This window comes from Campylobacter sp. (assembly GCF_020024835.1).
GTDB lineage: Bacteria > Campylobacterota > Campylobacteria > Campylobacterales > Campylobacteraceae > Campylobacter_D.
On the sequence record NZ_JAHHTD010000005.1, the window covers coordinates 17,181 to 35,479 of the forward strand.

Genomic DNA, 18,299 nt, shown 5'->3' on the forward strand with positions numbered 1-18,299 from the left:
TTATCCTGTGATTTCTTTAATATCTTCCCATTTGACCCAACTTCCGCCCATTCCAATTAAAGCTTCTCCGTTGTTAAATCTTACACCGGTTATTGGATAAGCTCCATAGGTTGAATTAATAACTTTTCCAGATTCTCCTGTATAGCTTGCCTTGACATAATATTTTCCAGAAGGAACAGGATTTCCACTATCATTGGTTCTATCCCAAACTATTTGCTTCATACCAGCACTCATATCTTTAACCTTCATAGTTCTTATAGGATCTCCTGCTTCGTTATAGATTGTAAATGTTACAGGAGCACTATCTGATTTATAAGCTGAATTTATCTTAGCTGTTTTTATATCCAATGTTGGCTTATAACCTACAATTTTAAATGTTTGATCATCTCCTACAACAGCTTGAAGAGTTTCTTCTTGTCCCTTGTCATCTTTTAATTTTATATGGATAGTATCTCCAGGTTTTGCTATGTCTTTTTCAATTTTTCCACTAATATCAAGCTTATCTTCGTTAGTTTTAAGTTCGAAATCTTTTGTTTCTATTTCAGTTTTGTTACCTTTTTGAGGTTCTTCAGGTAAATACATATTAATTTGAAATTGTATATCATCATCTGCTACTATTAGATAATCATCTTTAACAGTCGCAAGTTTTCCAACTGCTGCTAATGCATTCATACCTGTGCTAGCTGCGATAGAATTTTGTAATTTTGTCATAGCACTTACAAGTTGCGTCATAGTTTTATTAGTATTATCTTGCATTTCAAGTGCTGAAAGTTGAGCAGTTTGTGTAAGCATTTTTTCTGTATCCATAGGATCTGTAGGATCTTGATGCTGAAGCTCAATCAAAAGTAGTTTTAAAAAAGCATCTTTATCAAGTTCTGCTTTTGGGTTGCTTATAATTCCACTTGTATCATTTTCACTTCTTTGATTTACATTAGAAGCATCCTTTGTATTAAAGGCTAAAGGACTTTGGGTATTTTGTGTATCTATAGTTTGCATAAAAATCCTTTTTTATAATTTATTATTTTAAAGCAAAAAATATTCCATTTAAAAATATTTTGCTAAAACCATTTCCAAACTAGGTCTTTCTTGAATTTCATTTTCTAAATTCACCTTAGTTTCTTTTTTATTTTTATTTTGTTTTTGTTGATTATTTTGATCTTTTCTTTCTTGTTCGCTAAAATTCATTTCTAAATTTGTAAATCCCATATTTACTAGTGAATTTTTAAATTCAGCTTGGTGTTGTATGAAAAGATTGAGCGTGTTTTGATTTGAGTTAAAACTAATATTTAAATTTGTTCCTCTTTGAATTAATGTAACTTCTACTTCACCTAGATTGTTAGGATTTAATGTTATGTTAAATCTCGTAATAGGTGCTTTATAGCTTTCAATTTTTTCTTTAAATTCTTGAGCAAAATCATTAAAGGTTTCTTTTATATGAATACTTTGATTTTTTACAAAATGATTAGAAACTTTATTCATTTCTTTAACAAAAGAATTTAAATTTTCTTGTGGAGATTCATTGCTTTCTTTTGTATTTTCTTTTACATTTTTTAAAAAATCTGAAAAAACTTCAGTGCTTTGTTCATTTTTTTGATTTTTTATAATTGTATCTTGTGTATTGAGTAAATTTTCTAAATTTAGTTTATTTTCTCGTATATTTTGACTTTTTATATTGTTGGTATTTTCTTTTTTATCATTTTTTGGATTTTCTGGTTTTAAATTTTCTAATATAGAACTAACTTTTTTTTCAAAATTTTCTAAATTATTAGTCATCATAGGATCTATTTTTTCTTTGGATTGTTCTAATTCTTTTTTAAAATTATGAGTCGTGTTAATCATTTCTATATCATTTAATTTAGTGTTATTTGAATTTTTATTGGTATTGTTTGAATTTTTATTTGATTTTAAAATATTATTTATATTGCTTTTGTTGTCTTTTTCATTAACTAATATTTTATCATCAAGATGATCTTTTAAAATTATCTTTTTATCATTTTCATTGCCTTCTACAACTTTTTTAGATAAATCTATATTTTTTAATGCACAAGCCAATAAGGAAGCAGAATCATTGTCTTTATTTTTGCTAATATGTTTTTTTTGTTCAGATTCTTCTTTTAAGTAGTTTGAAATTTTTTGATTAACTAAATCTTGAAAAATATTAGTATTGCTTTGTTTTTGTGTATCAAAAAATTTCTTTTTATCTAATTTTGGAAAAGATTTTTTTAAATCTTGTATTTGTTCAAATTTTATGCTTTTTACATTTAATCCTAAATCTTTTGCTATATTCAAAAGTTCATTTATATTTTTGATACTTTTTAATTTGTGAATATTATTTTCAATACTTAAAATTGCTATATTATCTTTAGCTAATTTGTTAAGTTTTATATCTTTACTATCACTTTGTAGTATTTCCAATAAAGAAAGAATTTGCATTAAACTAGCATTTTCAAACAATTTTATACTATCTTTTTCATCAAGTTTTTTTTGCTCGCTAGATGGTATAGCCTCTTTTTTTGTATTATATTTTTTTTCTGGAGTCTTATAATCTTTTGATAAGCTTGAGTCTTTTTCATCAATAGCTTGAATTAAAGATTTTAAAAATTCATCTCCATCACTTTTGTCAGTATCCTTAGGAATATTTTCATTTTTTGGTGCGAGGCTTAATACATTTAAAGCCTCTGCGCTTTGTATATTTGACATAAATCAACCTATGATAAAATTACTCTTTGCTAAATTTGGAAATAAATTTTGAAGCTTTAGCACGCAATCAATTTTTAAATTTTCGTGTGAAAGGTTAAAATTCTTAAAAATGATTAATAATTCTTTTATATTTTTAGCATTTAATATCGCATTTTCATTATGAGTATCATCTAAAATTTCACTAATTTCTCCAGATAATTTTACATAATTTAATTTTTTTTCTGACTTTCTAACATCTAAATAGCTTAAAAGCTCCATAAAATACTTGCTATTTAAAACTGAAACTCCTTGTTTTTCTAAACCAGTATTTAAAATTTGTGTATCTAAGTTTGACATATTTTTCTCCTTAAAAATAATAACTTCACTGATAAAAGCAACAAGTGTTCCAAAATTTAGATTTAAAATTTTTAAGTATTTTTATATATAATGCTAAATTTTAAATTTTAAGCTTGGAGAAAAACTTGGACGATATTAGAAATATAGCTGTTATAGCTCATGTTGATCATGGTAAAACAACTATGGTCGATGAATTGTTAAAGCAATCAGGGACTTTTAATGAACGTGAGCAAATAGCAGAAAGAGTGATGGATAGTAATGATATAGAAAAAGAAAGAGGTATTACTATACTTTCAAAAAATACTGCAATTGACTATAAAGGTGTAAAAATTAATATTATTGATACCCCAGGACATGCTGATTTTGGAGGCGAAGTTGAACGTGTTTTAAAAATGGTAGATGGGGTTTTACTTTTAGTTGATGCACAAGAAGGAGTTATGCCTCAAACTAAATTTGTAGTAAAAAAAGCCTTATCTTTAGGACTTAAACCTATAGTTATAATTAATAAAATTGATAAACTAGCTGCAGATTGCGAACGCGTAATTAATGAAATTTTTGATCTTTTTGTCGCTTTGGAAGCAAATGATGAGCAGCTTGATTTTGCTATAGTTTATGCTGCTGCAAAAAATGGTTATGCAAAACTTAATTTAGATGATAGTAGTGAAAATATGGAGCCATTGTTTAAAACTATTCTAGAGCGTGTTCCAGCACCAAGTGGTAGCGACGACAATCCTTTGCAACTTCAAGTTTTTACTTTAGGTTATGATAATTTTGTAGGTAAGATAGGTATAGCTAGAATCTTTAATGGAAAGGTGAAAAAAAACCAAAATGTTATGCTAGCTAAGGCTGATGGCACAAAAGTAAATGGTAGAATTTCAAAATTAATCGGTTTTATGGGTTTAGAGAAAACTGATATTGAAGAAGCTAAAACAGGAGATATAGTAGCTATAGCGGGTTTTGAAGCTTTAGATGTAGGTGATAGTATTGTTGATCCTAATAATCCTATGCCACTTGATCCTCTCCATATAGAGGAGCCAACTTTAAGTATAGTATTTTCTGTTAATGATGGTCCATTAGCAGGCACTGAAGGTAAGCACGTAACATCAAATAAAATTGCTGAACGTTTAGAAGCTGAAATGAAAACAAATATTGCTATGAAATATGAAAATAGCGGTGAAGGAAAATTTAAAGTAAGTGGAAGAGGCGAGCTTCAAATTACTATTTTAGCTGAAAATATGCGTAGAGAAGGTTTTGAATTTTGTATGGGAAGACCTGAAGTTATCGTTAAAATAGAAGAAGGATTAAAAACTGAACCATTTGAACATTTGGTGATTGATGTGCCAGATGATTTTACAGGAGTTGTAATAGAAAAATTAGGCAAAAGAAAGGCTGAGATGAAAACTATGACTCCAACAGGCGATGGACAAACTAGACTTGAATTTGAAATTCCAGCACGCGGACTTATAGGCTTTAGAAGCCAATTTTTAACTGATACTAAAGGCGAAGGTGTAATGAATCATAGTTTTTTAGAGTTTCGTCCATTTAGCGGTGCAGTTGAAAAAAGAAATAATGGAGCATTAATTTCTATGGAAAATGGCGTAGCTTTAGGGTATTCTTTGTTTAATTTACAAGATAGAGGAGTATTATTTATAGAGCCTCAAACTAAAGTTTATACAGGAATGATTATAGGAGAGCATTCTCGTCCTAATGATTTAGATGTAAATCCGATTAAGGGAAAGAATTTAACAAATGTTAGAGCAAGTGGAAGTGATGATGCTATTAAACTAGTACCACCTAGAAAATTGAGTCTTGAAAGAGCATTAGAGTGGATAGAAGAAGATGAGCTTGTTGAAGTTACTCCACAAAATATTAGAGTAAGAAAGAGATATCTTGATCCAACTCAAAGAAAGAGAATGGAAAAGGCTAAATCTTAATGGATTTTGAGGCTATACGTCAAGGTTTAAATAAAAGACTTAAGGCTTTGCAAATTTTATCTATTGCAGAAGCCTTGATTGTATTTTTTTTAGTATTTCAATTTATTCAAGATTTTATTATTGCCTTGTTTGGAGGAGTTTTAGCAGGAGTTTTGTTTTTTAGAATTTTAGGAAGAAAACTTATGTGGGGTCGCAATGAACTTATAATAAAAATATGCGAAGAATTTTTAAAACAACACAATGCAACTTTTCATAAAGAGGGTTTTAAAGAAGAAAATTTTAAAAATATCGGTTTTGATTTTATTTTAAGAACTTATCATTCTCAAAATTCTTTTGTATTTAAAAATTTTACTTTATATGATGTAAAATTTAAAGATGAATTAGGAAATTTTTTCTGTGGTATTTTGCTTTATAGTAAGTATTTAAAACAAGATATTAATTTTGAAAATAATATCTTTGAAAAGGTCAAGGACAAAGAATTTTCCATACAAAAAGTATTAAGAAAAGATAAATTTGCACTTATAGCAAGTTTAAGAAATCCTTTTTTTGCTGATTTAAAAACTAATATTGATCTAAATTTTAAATTTTTTAAAAAAAATTTAGAACAGCTTCAAAGTCTTTGTGATAAATAATGATAATTAGGTAAATATAAATTATTCTTTGCCATTTTTAATAGGCACAAAAAGGCATTCTTCTAAAATTTCTTTTGTAATTTCTTTGTCTTTTTTGATAAATCTTGTTATGAATTGTTGATCTCCTATTAATAATGGTGCAACTAAAATTCCATTTTCTTCAAGTTGATCAAATAATACACTTGGTATATGTTCTATATAAGCAGAGAGTAAAATTCTATCATAAGGAGCATAATTTTTCCATCCATTTTGTCCATCATCAAATTTTACATGTATATTAAAGTAGCTTAGTATTTTAAATTTCTTTATAGCATCAGTTGCTAGCTTTTCTATGCGTTCTATTGTAAAAACTCTTCTTATGAGTTTGCTTAAAATAGCTGCTTGATAGCCACTACCACATCCTATTTCTAAAACACTATCAGCGTCTTTAAAATCAAGTGCCATTGTCATTTTTGCTACTGTTAATGGAGAGCTTATCCATTGATTTCCCATCATAGGAAGTGCATCAAGTCTATAAGCATGAGTTTTTAGTGGTGAAAAAATTTCTCTTGGTGTAGAACAAAATGCTTTAAACAATTCCTCATTGATAAAAGTATTTTTTCTAATTTCTTCTGCCATAGTTTGACATTGTTTTCGTTCAAATATGCTATCCAATAACAACCCCTTAAAAATTGTTATTTTATCTTAGTTTTTATTTATAAAACTTAAAATATTTCTTAGAGTTTTTAGCTCTAAGAAATTAATCAAGTGTGTAAAGAATATTTGTGTTATCTTGATAGGAAAGAATATGAATTTTTCCATCTTTAAAGAATAAACTTCTTGCATTGGTGATATTTTTAGGAAAAGAAATAGTTTTTACAATTTCTTCTTTGTCTAAATCTATTACTGCAATAACATTGTGATTTTTACTTAATGCGTAGATTTTACCATCTTGATAAGCCATAGAGGTAACATAAAGATCACCTAGAGTTTTATTTTCTTTTAATTTTGCCTTCGGGGTAAATTCAGCCGAAAGTATTCTATCTGCTAATGAAATCTTAGAAATAACAAAAGTTTTTGAATCTTTATTATTTGGGATAGTTGCAATATATATGAAATCATCATCTGTTGTAGTGCTTGCAATATGATTAAATTTAGCTCTTATAGTGTCAATTCTTCCGCGGCCTAAATCTTTTCCTTGTCCTTCAAATTTATCAGCACCTTTTATAAAATCTGCATATTGTAAGGCATCATCTGCATTTGTATTTTTATTAAATCTTAAAAAGGTTTTATTTGAACCCATTAAAATATATTTATCATTTAGGTAAGGAATAATTCCAATTATCGGGTTTATAGTAGCTGAAAAATATGGATCTAAGATAAAATCTTCTTTAATTTTGAAATTATCATCTAAAAAATACACATCATATTTTGAACTTGCAACATATTCTCCATTAATATAATCAAGCGTGTTAAGAGGTTTTTTAAGATCAATTTTAACTTCATTAACAATTTTTAAATTTTCATCAATATTTATAAACGGACTATTGCTAATATTATTATCAAATTTAATACCAAGCTTATCACTTGCTGGTGCAAATGCAAAATCAGGCTCTTTAATATCACGTTTTCCTAAAAAAGATATATTTTTCCATCTTTTATTCCACCCAGAATCGTCCCAAATAATATATTTTGAATTTAAACTAAAACGAACTGGATCACCTTGTCCGCTATATGGAGGAATACCTGTGCTCACAAAGGCTTGAAATACATTTGAAGCGATAATAAAGGTTGCAATACTCATTGCTACTAAATTGAATTTGGTAAGTTTTCTAAAATCTACCCCTTCCATTTCTTTTTCAAATGAACTAAATTTAGGAGCAAATGCGAAAATAACACCCAATAATAACACTACTGCCCAAAAAACTACTTCAGCCCAGAAATAAGTATGTAAGCCAAAAATAGGCAAACCAAATCCTTGATCAAGATCGCGATGAGCGTGACCTGCAATATGATGAAATGACTGCCATAGGCCAAAAGCTGTTGCTATTAAAAGAAAAGCTAAATACTTGCCTTTTATACCATAACGAACTATAAATAAAGCAATCACTCCAATAAAAATCATAGATTCTCTTTGACCCCAGCAAGAGGTGCAAGGACTATCTCCTAATACATAGCCAAAAATTAAATTTGCTATGCCAACAGGTAATAAAATTATTAAAAATCCTGCCAGGCACATCAAAAAATAAAAGAATTTAGTTTTATTAATATCACACATGTTTTAACCTTATAAATTAATTAGGCTTAAAATTGCGCCTGATTTACGACCTAAATAGTCAAATACCATAATAACCCAAGATATTACAAGTATAGAAAAAGCAAGTTTTTCTTTTTTTGGTTTTACTATCATTAAGATTATGGCAATTAGAATTAACAAAAGTTCTAAAAATTCCACAATAACTCCTAAATAATAAATTAAAAAGTAGTTTATTTTATAATAAAATATTAAATAAATAAAAAATATTAATAAAAAATAAAAGAAATATTATAAATTTATATATAGTTATAAGTTTTGAGACTAAAAGTCATCAAAACTTAAACTTCCTTTAGAATAATTTGTTACTTTACTCTCAAAAAAATTACTTTTTTGATCATTGAATTTAGAAAAATCATCTACCCATTTAATAGGATGTTGTGCATTGTAAATTTTGTCTAAATTAATAGCCATAAGTCTTTGATCTACAAGATAATGAATATATTCTTCTATGATATCATCAGTAAATCCCATAATTTGATTTTGCGTAATATATTTGCCCCATTTAATTTCTAAATTTCCAGCTTTTTTGAACATATCATATATTTTATTTATGTTTGTTTCGTGAAATAAATCAGGTCTTTCTTTATGAACAGAATTAATCATATTTTGAAAAAGGAGTAAATGAGTTATTTCATCTCTTTGAATAAATCGTATCATTTGTGCTGAACCTAACATCTTTCCCGCACGTGCTAGAGCATAAATTGCTGTAAAACCGCTATAAAAATACACTCCTTCTAAAATTTGATTTGCTACCATAGCTAGTAAAAGCTTATCATCATTTACTTCACCAGCTAATTCCTCATAGATACTTGAGATAAAATCATTTTTCTCTCTTAATGTATCATCGTGCTTTTCCATTTCATAGATTAAATCTGTATTTTCGCAGATAGCCTCAACCATTACTGCATATGATTTTGAATGATTAGCTTCTTCATAGGCTTGACGTGCTAAAACAGCATTGATCTCTGGTGCAGTAATATAAGGGTTGATATTATCTGCTAGATTGTTAGTTTGAAAGCTATCCATTGATATTAGTTGAGACCATACTAAATCATACATTCTTTTCTCAGCCGATGTAAGATTACAGCGATAATCAAGTGCATCTTTAGTAGTATCTACTTCTTTTGGAAACCACGTGTTAGCCTCCATTAAATCCCAAAGTTTTAAAGCCCAAGTATATTTTGCTTTAGTAAAATTTAAAATCCCATGAGGATTTCCATTAAACACCTTTCTATCATTTAAACTTTCATTTGATTGTGGATTATAAATTCTTTTCCTTTTCATTTTTTCTCCTTTGTAATAATAATACTTTGACTTAACATATCGTGTAATGTCAGAGTATCTTTTCTAAAAAAGCTCATAAGAAAACCTATGAGCAAACCAAAACTAATTATAAATATAATATATCTAAATATTATTTGAAAGAAATTTAATTTTTTACCCGTTTTTATATTAATTAAATATAAATCATAAGCTTTAAATCCCGGGCTTTGAGCTTTTTTTAATAAAAATAGGCCTTGAATGAGACCAAATATTAAAGAACACAAAAAAATAATAAGTTGATTATTTAAAAAAGCTTCTTTAGATCCTAAAATAAAGTAAAACAAATATAAAATCGGTGTGTATAGTAAAAAAATATCTATCAAGAAAGCTTTAAAACGTAAAAAACGAGACGCTAGCTTTACTTTCATTGTGTTTAATTACCACGACTACCAGGTTTAATAGCTTGGCTATTTTGACAAAGCGGACAAGTATTTTCTTCATAAATTTCGAATTCAAAATTACCTAAAGCAAAAAGTGGTAGATTCTCTGGTAGCTTAGCAGTATTTAATCTAGGATTGCTTAAATTTTTAACCGAACAAAAGCCACGATTTGCTAATGCTGCAAAGGCAACCACTTTTCCACCTAGTTTCTCGATAATTTTAGAACTTTCAAGTGCAGAACCACCAGTTGTGATAATATCTTCACATATAATAAATTTCTCATTTTTTTTAACTTCAAAACCACGTCTAAGAGTCATCACGCCTTCAACACGCTCTGTAAAAATAAAACGTTTATTGCAAGCTCTTGCTAGCTCATATCCAGCTAAAATTCCACCGAGTGCTGGGGAGCAAATGCTATCAAATTCAATGTTATAATCAGCAATTATTTTAGTTAATTCTTCGCATAGCATTTCAGCAAGCTTTGGATTTTCTAAAACTTTAGCGCTTTGAAGATAAAATTCAGAATGTTTTCCAGAACTAAGTAAAAAATGACCTTGTAGATATGCTCCACATTCTTTATAAATTTTTTCTAAATTCATAATTAAACCTTTAGTAATTCCGCTTCTTTGTTTTTTACTAATTCATCAGTCTTTACAATGTAGCTATCGGTTAGTTTTTGAACTTCATCATAAGCTTTTTTTATTTCATCTTCTGAAATAGCTTTATCTTTTTCAAGTTTTTTTATCGCATCATTAGCGTCTTTTCTAATGTTTCTTATAGCAACTTTAGTTTTTTCACCCATAGCTTTAGCATTTTTAGCGTTTTCTTCTCTTTGCTCTCTTGTCATTGGAGGAAAGAATAATTTTATATTTTCTCCATCATTGTTTGGATTTACACCTATATTTGCTGCTGCAATAGCAGTTTCAATAGTTTTTAGCATAGGTTTTTCCCAAGGAGTGATACTAATGGTAGAAGCATCAGTTGCTAAAATAGTTGCTACTTGATTAAGCGGGGTTGCGCTTCCATAATAATCTATATAAATATGATCAAGTATATTGATATTTACTTTACCGGTTCTTATTGTAGTAAAATCTTTTTTTAAACTCTCTAAACTTTTATCTGAATGTTGTTTTTGTTTAGTATAAATTTCATTTAGCATAGATCTTTCCTTATTTACTAGTATTGGTTTCTACCATTGGTGCATTAGGAATGGTATTGTTTGTCTCTGGTGCTTTTGGCAAAATTTGCTCTGCTTTTTCAGCTAAAGAATTAGAATTATTATTGTTATACATATAGCTTAGAGCTATCGTATTTGCTATGAGTAATAAACCCATTATAAAAGTAAATTTTGCTAAAAATCCAGCTGGTCCTTTAGCACCAAATAAACTTTCATTGCTTCCACTATATGCTCCAAGTCCTATACTTGAGCTTTTTTGAAGTAAAACTGCAATACAAATAATGATGACAATTGCAAATTGTAAGAAAATTAAAAGAGTAATCATAAATATTCCTTGATAATATACGAAGTGTTATTCTAACTTAAAAAGCTTGATATAAACTTGAAAGAAAAAAGAAATTTACGAGAGTTGCTCTCGCAAATTTCTTATCTACTACTAAAGCTTCTTAAAATATTAAGAAGAGATATAAAAAGATTGATAAAATCAAGATAAAGAGCTACAGCACCTTCAATAGGTGTTTCATAATTTCCTTTTATAATATTTTGGGTATCATAAAGTATATAAAATGAAAATAAAATCGCACCGATTCCAGAAATAGCTAAACTCACAATAGAGCTTTGAAAAAATATATTAATTAAAGAAGCTACTACAATTACGATTAATGCTACAAATAGCATTTTGCCCATTATAGTAAAGTCTTTTTTGGTATTCATCGCAAATACACTTAGAGCACCAAAAGCAACGGTGGTGAGTGCAAATGCTTGAGCTATAATACTAGCCCCAGCAGGCATAGCTAATACCGAATACAAAAGTGGTGTTAGAGTTAATCCTGAACAAAAAGTAAATCCAAAAAGTAAGATTAAATTTAGTGGAGTTTCTCTTTTTTTCCATTGTAAAGCAAACAATAATCCTAATTCAACGATGAATAAAATCCAAAAAGTTGCTTGTGATTGTATAAAAAGACTTGCTAACATATAAATTCCGACATAAGCTCCAGCAGTTGCAGCTAGCAAAGAAGCGGCAAAAAGTTGATAAGTTTGCTTTATAAAGATACTTAAATCACTTCTAGTATAACCTTCAAATTCTTGAGTTTTAGAGTTTGAGTAATCTCTATCATAAAGGCTCATAAAATCCTCCAAATGTTTTAAATTTATTTTTTATGGTTTAAATTTACAAAAAAAAGATAAACAGAAGATTAAAATAATAAAAACAAATTATAAAAATTTATATATAAAAAAATAATAATATTAAGTATAATTTTGTCGATGATATTCTAAAAAGGAAATTTTTGAAAGATTTAATTGATGGTGCTTTAAAATTTATGCAAGAGGATTTTAAAGAGCATGCACAATTGTTTGAGAGTTTGAAAAATAGGCAAAATCCTCATACACTTTTTATTGGTTGTGCTGATTCAAGGGTTATACCTAATTTAATTACTAATACTGGTCCTGGAGAGCTTTTTGTGATAAGAAATATTGGTAATATAGTCCCTCCTTATAGGATAGGAGATGATTATTTATCTACTACTTCTGCAATTGAATATGCATTTAATTCTTTGCATATTAGAAATATCATTGTTTGCGGACATAGTAATTGTGGTGGATGTGCAGCTTTATATGCTAGCACAGATGATTTAAAATATATGCCAAATGTGGAAAAATGGCTTACTTTACTTGAGCCGATTAAAAATAAGGTATCAAAAATAGCTCAAGATGATGTAGCTATGAGAGCTTGGATGACTGAAAAGATGAATTTAGTAAATTCTTTACAAAATTTACTTACATATCCTGGAATTGAAGAAGCTTTAAATGAGAAAAAGATAGAGATTCACGCGTGGTATTATATTATTGAAACAGGTGAAATTTACGAATATGATTTTAATTTTGAAAATTTTGTTTTAATTCAAGAAAGGCGTTCATGAAAAAAATATTTATTTTTGTATTAATTTGTTGTTGCATAAATTTTTTAAATGCTCAAGAAAATGAAGAAGTTAAGATAAATAAAGATAGTATTTTTTATTTAGTTCAAAATTATATTGAGTTAAATTCTGTGCTAGGAAGCTTTGGAGGAATGGATGAAAATTTTAGTGGCTACCAAGATAATATAAGAGAAATAGAAAAACAAAAACAAGATATTTTAACCCAAATTCCTTTGCGAATGATTTCACAAAAAGTTAATGAAAAAGAAGTCAAAATATTTTTAAACACAAAAAGCAATCTAGAAACAAAAGTAGAGTATGCTCAAGTTGAAAAGCAGTATTATAATTATGTAGATAGTAAGATTAAATTGATAAATTTAATTGCCTCAGAGCATTTTTATTTTTGTATTTTTGAACTTGAAAAGGTTTTTATACAAGGTGCTCAAAGCAATAAAATACGATCAATTGTAGATAATGCAATAGAACTTTTAAAAGAAGATATAAAATTTGATTTTTCATTAGAAAAAGAAAAAATAAGTGATGTAGAAAAGGTTAAAATTTTAGAAGACAAAGAAGAAAAATTAAAAATAATTATTAGATCGTATAATGAAATTTTACTCTACTTAAGAAATAATGCAAGATTGCTAGAAACTAATTTTTTATTTAATGAGCTTGGTTTGCAAAATGCTATTAATTATATTAATTATAAAACTTCTATTGAAAAGGTTAATGTTGGAAAAATTGTTATTTCAATTTTAGTTATTGCATTTTTTTACTCTTTGAAATTTTATCTTGTAAAAATTTTATCTTTTATTTTGCTTAAGTTATTTAAGCAAAATTTATCAAATATAGAGCTAAAAACACATTTTCTTTCAAAATTACAAAATCCTATAGGATGGTTTTTATTGATATATGCTATAGGAATTTGTTTTACTATTGTTTATTATCCAGCTCCAGTAGATATAAGGATAGGTAATGCTTTATATATTATATATGCTATATTGAGTGCGTGGATTGTAATTAGTATTTTTGATAGTTATGGTATGGTTGTAATATCAAAATTGGCTGAGAAAAGTGGCAAAAGAGAAGTTGTTAATTTAATTATAAAGATTTTATATTTTATTATTATTGTTATAGCTGCACTATTTGTGTTGGCACATTTGGGTTTTAATATTTCAGCATTAATTGCATCTTTAGGTATAGGTGGGTTGGCTGTTGCATTAGCAGCTAAGGATATTATTGCGAATTTTTTTGCATCTGTGCTTTTATTATTTGATAATAGTTTTAATCAAGGTGATTGGGTTGAAATTTCTGGAATAGAAGGGACTATAGTAGAAATAGGTCTTAGAAAAACTACCATTAGAACATTTGATAATTCTTTAGTATTTTTGCCAAATTCAACCATAATGGGAGCTAATATAAAAAATTGGAGTAAAAGAAAAATTGGTAGATATGTAAAAATATATTTAGGTATAACTTATGATGCAAAACCACATCAATTAGAACAACTTGTAGAAGATGTAAGATATTTACTTGCTACAAGTTCATTGATAGCTCAAGTTGATGATAGTGCATTAAAACTTGGTGGATCAAGAGCTAAATATAGGGAAAATTTAGTTTCTGTGAATGATTTAGAAGGATATAAAAATAAAACTTATGTTGCAGTGAGTGGTTTTGGTGCAAGTTCTATAGATATAGAAGTATATTTTTATACTAAAGCAGTTGATGGAGCAGGTTTTAGAGAGGCTAGACAAAGTATTTTACTTGAAATTATGAAAATAGTAGATAAAAATAAATTAAGTTTTGCTTTTCCTTCTCAAAGTCTTTATATTGAAAAAATAAATACCGAACAAAAAGAAGAGCTTTTAACTTAGTAAGCTCTTCTTTTATCATCACATTCGACTAAAATTTTATCAGCTATGATTATGTTTTCATTTTTATTAGCATTAATTTTAACTAAACTACCTAGTTTTAAGTCCTTGATTCCAGCTAGTTTTTTATTGCTACCAAATATTCCGCAAGCATAAATTTCAATTTGTGTTTGAGGTAGAATGATTACGATAAGATTGTCGCTTGAATTAGTTTTTAAACTGATAGTATTGTTTGATATATTTTGTAAGATTCCTTGAGTTTTGTATGCAAAAGTGATACTAACTAAAGAAATTAAAAGTAAAAACAATCTCATAAAATAACTCCTTTTAAGAGTTATTTTACATTAAAAATCTTAGTAAGCTCTTTTTTTGCAATCTATTTCAATTTTTTTAATCGTTATATTTTGTAATTGGTCTTGATTTTGTAGATTGTTTTGAGTGTAGCCTTGGAAAATTTCAGCTTCTATAAAGGTGCCTACTTTTAAATCTTTGAAAGTGCCATATTTATCCATACCAAAAATTCCGCAATCATCCATATCTATTTTTGTATTTGGTAATATTTTCATATTTATTTTTTGTCCGTGAGTTGTATCTACCAAAATAGTTTTTGTAGTATCGTTTATATCTATAATTGTTCCATATATTCCATCAGCATATGCAAAATTTGAAACACCTAAAATAGTTAAAATTGTAGCTATTTTTTTTATCATTTTTTACTCCTTGATTTTATTAGATGATTATAGTATTTATCGGTGAAGTAAGAGTGAATTTAAAAAATTAATTTGCAATATTTTATTTTTAGAAGTTAAAATAAAATATCACATTTTAGTAAAAATCTTTAGTAATAAAATATCAATGTATAAAAAATTCTTGAATTTTATTTTTATCATCAAAAGCTACACTTTTAAATATTTTTTCTTTAAAACCTATATTGTAACTAGTATTTGGTTGAGTTTTAGCATATGTTAATGCTATATTAAAAGCTAAATTTAAATCCTTATCGTTGATATTTTTATCAACTAAAGAGTAAGCTCCTACTAAATCAAATAATTTTAACTCTTCATATTTATCAGTTTTTAGTTCTTTTAAAAAGCGATTTTCTAATTCGTTTCTCCCAACAATCATCTTAGAGCCATATGGAAGTCTTAGATGACGACCATATTTTAATAATTGTGCATCATTAACTTGCATATTTTTATCAAATTTTATAAAATCTTTTATTTTGTTAGCAAAACTTTCAAGCGTTAATAAACATCCTCCCCCAGGACTTTCAAAATCTTCAAATCCAAATTTTAATGCAAGTTCTAGCTGCCTTTTTCTGCTTCTACCACTAATATTTTCTAATTTCATTCTATCTACCCATCTCTCGCGTTCAGGTTTTGTTATAGGTAAATTTTTTGCACACATAGGGCGTAAAATCAAATCCTCTTCATCTAAAGCTAATTTTTTTACTTTAGCCATAGCATCATTTCTTTGACTCATAGGACGTTGTCCTACTACTTCTCCTGTGATAATAAAATTTGCATTTTCATCTTTTAACATAGAAAGAGCAGTTTTAAACATAAAAGCGTGGCAATCAATACAGGGATTAAAATGTTTTCCATAGCCATATTGTGGATTAAACAAAACTTCTTGCAAATAAGTATTTCTTACATCTATGACTTCAAAACTAGCTCCAGCCATCGCAGCACGTTTTGCCATAATTTCACTTTTATCACTAGTTCCACCAAATCCTATGTTTATATTAAGAGCTTTAACTTCAATTCCTTGAGAGGTTATTAATTTCATAGCAAGCATAGAATCAAGTCCGCCGCTAAAAAGTGCCAATGCTTTCATTTTTTCCTTTCAATAATTTTTTATAATTTTATTTAAAGAAATTTAATTTATTTTCTAAAATTTAAAAAAAATCATCACCCGTGCATAGACAAAGTAAATGTTTATTTTTAATACTTTTTTGCAAATTACTAAGAAAAATCTCTAATTCATTTTCATTTTTTAAAGTTTGTATGGCTTGCAAAATTTTATTTAAATGAGAAAGAAAAAGAGTATTATCTTTACAATTTCTTTTGATTTTTTCTAAATTTTGATTTAAAATATTAAAAATCTGTTTTTTTAAAGCTTGTGCAAGGTTTAGATTTTTTGATCTATTAAAAAAAGCTAAATTAATTTTGCAAATCGCATATAAAAATTCTTCAAAATTATTTAATTTTTTTATATTTTCATATTCATAGAGTTCCCTGATATTTACATTTTCAAAATTTTTATTTTCTAAAATAGCTTCAATAATATCTTGGTGTATAAAATATTCTTTAGAACTTATGGCATTAAAAATTTGTATTGATTTAGGATTTTCGTGTAAAAATTTTAACAATTCTAATTCACTAATATTATTTGCAAGAATTTGCTTTTTATGATGTAAGTTAGTAATAAAATTCTTAGAATTTGCTGTTTTTGAAAGTTTAATATCTTGAGAATTTACCCCTAATAAATTTGCAACTAGATTAACATAAGAATTTGCAATTAGTGGTTCTAATAAAAAGGTATATTTTTGTATTTCTTCTAAAGCTTTTTGTTTGTTCAAAATTGAATTTAAATCAAAATTAGTAAGTAAATTTCTTAAATAAAATTCACTCAATTCCACGCCTTTTTCTAATATAGAAAATAGTAGTTTTTCTTGGTGATTTGCTACAAGTTCAGCTGGATCTTTTCCGCCTTCAAGTAAAACAACTTTACCATCAATTTTTGCTAAGCTCAATAAATATGATGAACGAATAGCAGCTTGCAAACCAGCATTATCATTATCAAAACATAGAATCACCCTTGCTTGCAATCTTTTGATTAAAGGAATATGATTTTCCCCCAAGGCAGTGCCTAAGACCGCTACTGAATTTTTAAAACCAGCTTTGTGTAGTGCTATAGCGTCCATATAACCTTCGCAAATTATCATTTCTTTTTGTTTATAAATTTCATCTTTGGCAAGGTTAAGTGCATATAAAATTCTTGATTTATCAAATAATTTATTTTGCGGAGAATTGACGTATTTTGCCATATTATTTTCATCTAGAGTCCTCCCACCAAAACCCACTAATAAATTTTTATGATCATAAATGCTAAATGTAATGCGATTAATAAAACTTGCATAAAATCCATTTTCATTTTTCTTTATAATGCCAACTTCTAAAGCATCATCGGTGTTAATTTGTTCATTTTGCAGTAGCCTTAAAGTTTCATTTGAGCTAGGTGCATAACCTAATTCAAATTTTCTAATATCATCATCATTAAGACCTCTTTTGTAAAGATATGATAGCATTTCTTTGTTTTTAGATAAATTTTGTTTATAAAATGCGTTGAGATTTGGCAAAATATACATAATGGATTTTTTATTATCTTGTTTTTGAGAAGTGTAATTAAGTGAAAAATTATTCCAAGAGGCGACTTTTTCAACTGCTTCAATGAAATTTAATTTTTCATAATCCATTACAAATTTGAATACATTTCCACCTGCCTTACAAGCAAAACAATGATAAAAACCTTTTATAGAATTAATATGCATACTAGGATTTTTATCATCGTGAAAAGGACATTTGCAAACATAACTTGAACCTTGCTTTCTCACTTCAATATAATGAGCTATAATATCAACAATGTCTGTTTTTTGTAAAAGTTGCTCTATGCTTGTTTGTTCTATCATTTTTTTTACCTTAAAGAAAATTATATAAGCATTTAGCTAT

General features: G+C 27.4%; 20 protein-coding genes. 4 read left to right on the forward strand and 16 right to left on the reverse strand.

Features of this window, described 5'->3' with window-relative positions; genetic code table 11:
• From QZ429_RS01750 to QZ429_RS01760, 3 genes are read right to left on the reverse strand one after another with little or no spacing between them, the layout of a single operon-like run.
• A complete protein-coding gene (locus tag QZ429_RS01750; protein ID WP_291950165.1) occupies nt 1–996 on the reverse strand; it encodes a flagellar hook capping FlgD N-terminal domain-containing protein in 996 nt (331 codons plus the stop codon).
• A gap of 48 nt (nt 997–1,044) precedes the next feature.
• The gene (locus QZ429_RS01755) at nt 1,045–2,700 is read right to left on the reverse strand and encodes a flagellar hook-length control protein FliK (protein ID WP_291950168.1); all 1,656 of its coding nucleotides are present in this window, start codon (nt 2,698–2,700) and stop codon (nt 1,045–1,047) included.
• 3 nt (nt 2,701–2,703) lie between these two features.
• Nucleotides 2,704–3,036, reverse strand: coding sequence for a hypothetical protein (locus tag QZ429_RS01760; RefSeq protein WP_291950171.1), 333 nt, complete (start codon nt 3,034–3,036; stop codon nt 2,704–2,706).
• A gap of 125 nt (nt 3,037–3,161) precedes the next feature.
• Between QZ429_RS01760 and typA the strand changes: the two genes are divergently transcribed.
• Together typA and QZ429_RS01770 are read left to right on the forward strand one after the other, a co-directional pair.
• Nucleotides 3,162–4,970 carry a translational GTPase TypA gene (gene typA, locus QZ429_RS01765; protein ID WP_291950174.1) on the forward strand — a complete coding sequence of 603 codons (1,809 nt, stop codon included), beginning with the start codon at nt 3,162–3,164 and terminating at the stop codon, nt 4,968–4,970.
• Nucleotides 4,970–5,602, forward strand: a complete 633-nt coding sequence (locus QZ429_RS01770) for a poly(A) polymerase (RefSeq protein WP_291950177.1) — start codon at nt 4,970–4,972, stop codon at nt 5,600–5,602. The genes typA and QZ429_RS01770 overlap by 1 nt, the downstream gene beginning before the upstream one ends.
• Before the next feature lie 21 nt (nt 5,603–5,623).
• On the opposite strand, the gene QZ429_RS01775 is transcribed toward QZ429_RS01770, so the two are convergent.
• The 9 genes from QZ429_RS01775 to QZ429_RS01815 all read right to left on the reverse strand — a co-directional run bounded on the left by QZ429_RS01775 (nt 5,624) and on the right by QZ429_RS01815 (nt 11,906).
• Entirely contained in the window at nt 5,624–6,256 is a 633-nt protein-coding gene (locus QZ429_RS01775) for a protein-L-isoaspartate(D-aspartate) O-methyltransferase (RefSeq protein WP_291950180.1), read from the reverse strand.
• An 85-nt stretch (nt 6,257–6,341) separates the two neighbouring features.
• Complete coding sequence (locus QZ429_RS01780; RefSeq protein ID WP_291950183.1) at nt 6,342–7,859, reverse strand: disulfide bond formation protein B; 1,518 nt, start codon at nt 7,857–7,859, stop codon at nt 6,342–6,344.
• A 9-nt stretch (nt 7,860–7,868) separates the two neighbouring features.
• Nucleotides 7,869–8,036 (reverse strand): dihydroneopterin aldolase, encoded by a 168-nt coding sequence (locus tag QZ429_RS01785; RefSeq protein WP_291950187.1) that lies wholly within the window; start codon nt 8,034–8,036, stop codon nt 7,869–7,871.
• Between the two features lie 123 nt (nt 8,037–8,159).
• Nucleotides 8,160–9,182: a ribonucleotide-diphosphate reductase subunit beta gene (locus QZ429_RS01790; protein ID WP_291950190.1), complete on the reverse strand. Its 1,023-nt coding sequence runs from the start codon at nt 9,180–9,182 to the stop codon at nt 8,160–8,162.
• Nucleotides 9,179–9,589, reverse strand: coding sequence for an RDD family protein (locus QZ429_RS01795; protein WP_291950195.1), 411 nt, complete (start codon nt 9,587–9,589; stop codon nt 9,179–9,181). Before QZ429_RS01795 ends, QZ429_RS01790 begins: the two co-directional genes overlap by 4 nt.
• Before the next feature lie 5 nt (nt 9,590–9,594).
• Complete coding sequence (gene pyrE, locus QZ429_RS01800) at nt 9,595–10,200, reverse strand: orotate phosphoribosyltransferase (protein ID WP_291950198.1); 606 nt, start codon at nt 10,198–10,200, stop codon at nt 9,595–9,597.
• A gap of 2 nt (nt 10,201–10,202) precedes the next feature.
• Nucleotides 10,203–10,760, reverse strand: a complete 558-nt coding sequence (frr, locus tag QZ429_RS01805) for a ribosome recycling factor (protein WP_291950201.1) — start codon at nt 10,758–10,760, stop codon at nt 10,203–10,205.
• Between the two features lie 10 nt (nt 10,761–10,770).
• A complete protein-coding gene (secG, locus tag QZ429_RS01810) occupies nt 10,771–11,103 on the reverse strand; it encodes a preprotein translocase subunit SecG (RefSeq protein ID WP_291950204.1) in 333 nt (110 codons plus the stop codon).
• A 101-nt stretch (nt 11,104–11,204) separates the two neighbouring features.
• Nucleotides 11,205–11,906 carry a Bax inhibitor-1/YccA family protein gene (locus QZ429_RS01815; RefSeq protein WP_291950207.1) on the reverse strand — a complete coding sequence of 234 codons (702 nt, stop codon included), beginning with the start codon at nt 11,904–11,906 and terminating at the stop codon, nt 11,205–11,207.
• Between the two features lie 161 nt (nt 11,907–12,067).
• Between QZ429_RS01815 and QZ429_RS01820 the strand changes: the two genes are divergently transcribed.
• Together QZ429_RS01820 and QZ429_RS01825 are read left to right on the forward strand one after the other, a co-directional pair.
• Nucleotides 12,068–12,700, forward strand: a complete 633-nt coding sequence (locus tag QZ429_RS01820) for a carbonic anhydrase (RefSeq protein WP_291950210.1) — start codon at nt 12,068–12,070, stop codon at nt 12,698–12,700.
• Nucleotides 12,697–14,571, forward strand: a complete 1,875-nt coding sequence (locus tag QZ429_RS01825; RefSeq protein WP_291950213.1) for a mechanosensitive ion channel family protein — start codon at nt 12,697–12,699, stop codon at nt 14,569–14,571. The genes QZ429_RS01820 and QZ429_RS01825 overlap by 4 nt, the downstream gene beginning before the upstream one ends.
• On the opposite strand, the gene QZ429_RS01830 is transcribed toward QZ429_RS01825, so the two are convergent.
• The 4 genes from QZ429_RS01830 to dnaG all read right to left on the reverse strand — a co-directional run bounded on the left by QZ429_RS01830 (nt 14,568) and on the right by dnaG (nt 18,259).
• Nucleotides 14,568–14,882, reverse strand: a complete 315-nt coding sequence (locus tag QZ429_RS01830) for a hypothetical protein (protein WP_291950216.1) — start codon at nt 14,880–14,882, stop codon at nt 14,568–14,570. The two genes, QZ429_RS01825 and QZ429_RS01830, sit on opposite strands and share 4 nt — an antisense overlap.
• 39 nt (nt 14,883–14,921) lie before the next feature.
• A complete protein-coding gene (locus tag QZ429_RS01835) occupies nt 14,922–15,278 on the reverse strand; it encodes a hypothetical protein (protein WP_291950218.1) in 357 nt (118 codons plus the stop codon).
• Between the two features lie 142 nt (nt 15,279–15,420).
• The gene (locus tag QZ429_RS01840; protein WP_291950222.1) at nt 15,421–16,404 is read right to left on the reverse strand and encodes an argininosuccinate synthase; all 984 of its coding nucleotides are present in this window, start codon (nt 16,402–16,404) and stop codon (nt 15,421–15,423) included.
• A 61-nt stretch (nt 16,405–16,465) separates the two neighbouring features.
• The gene (dnaG, locus tag QZ429_RS01845; RefSeq protein ID WP_291950225.1) at nt 16,466–18,259 is read right to left on the reverse strand and encodes a DNA primase; all 1,794 of its coding nucleotides are present in this window, start codon (nt 18,257–18,259) and stop codon (nt 16,466–16,468) included.
• Between the last annotated feature and the right edge of the window lie 40 nt (nt 18,260–18,299).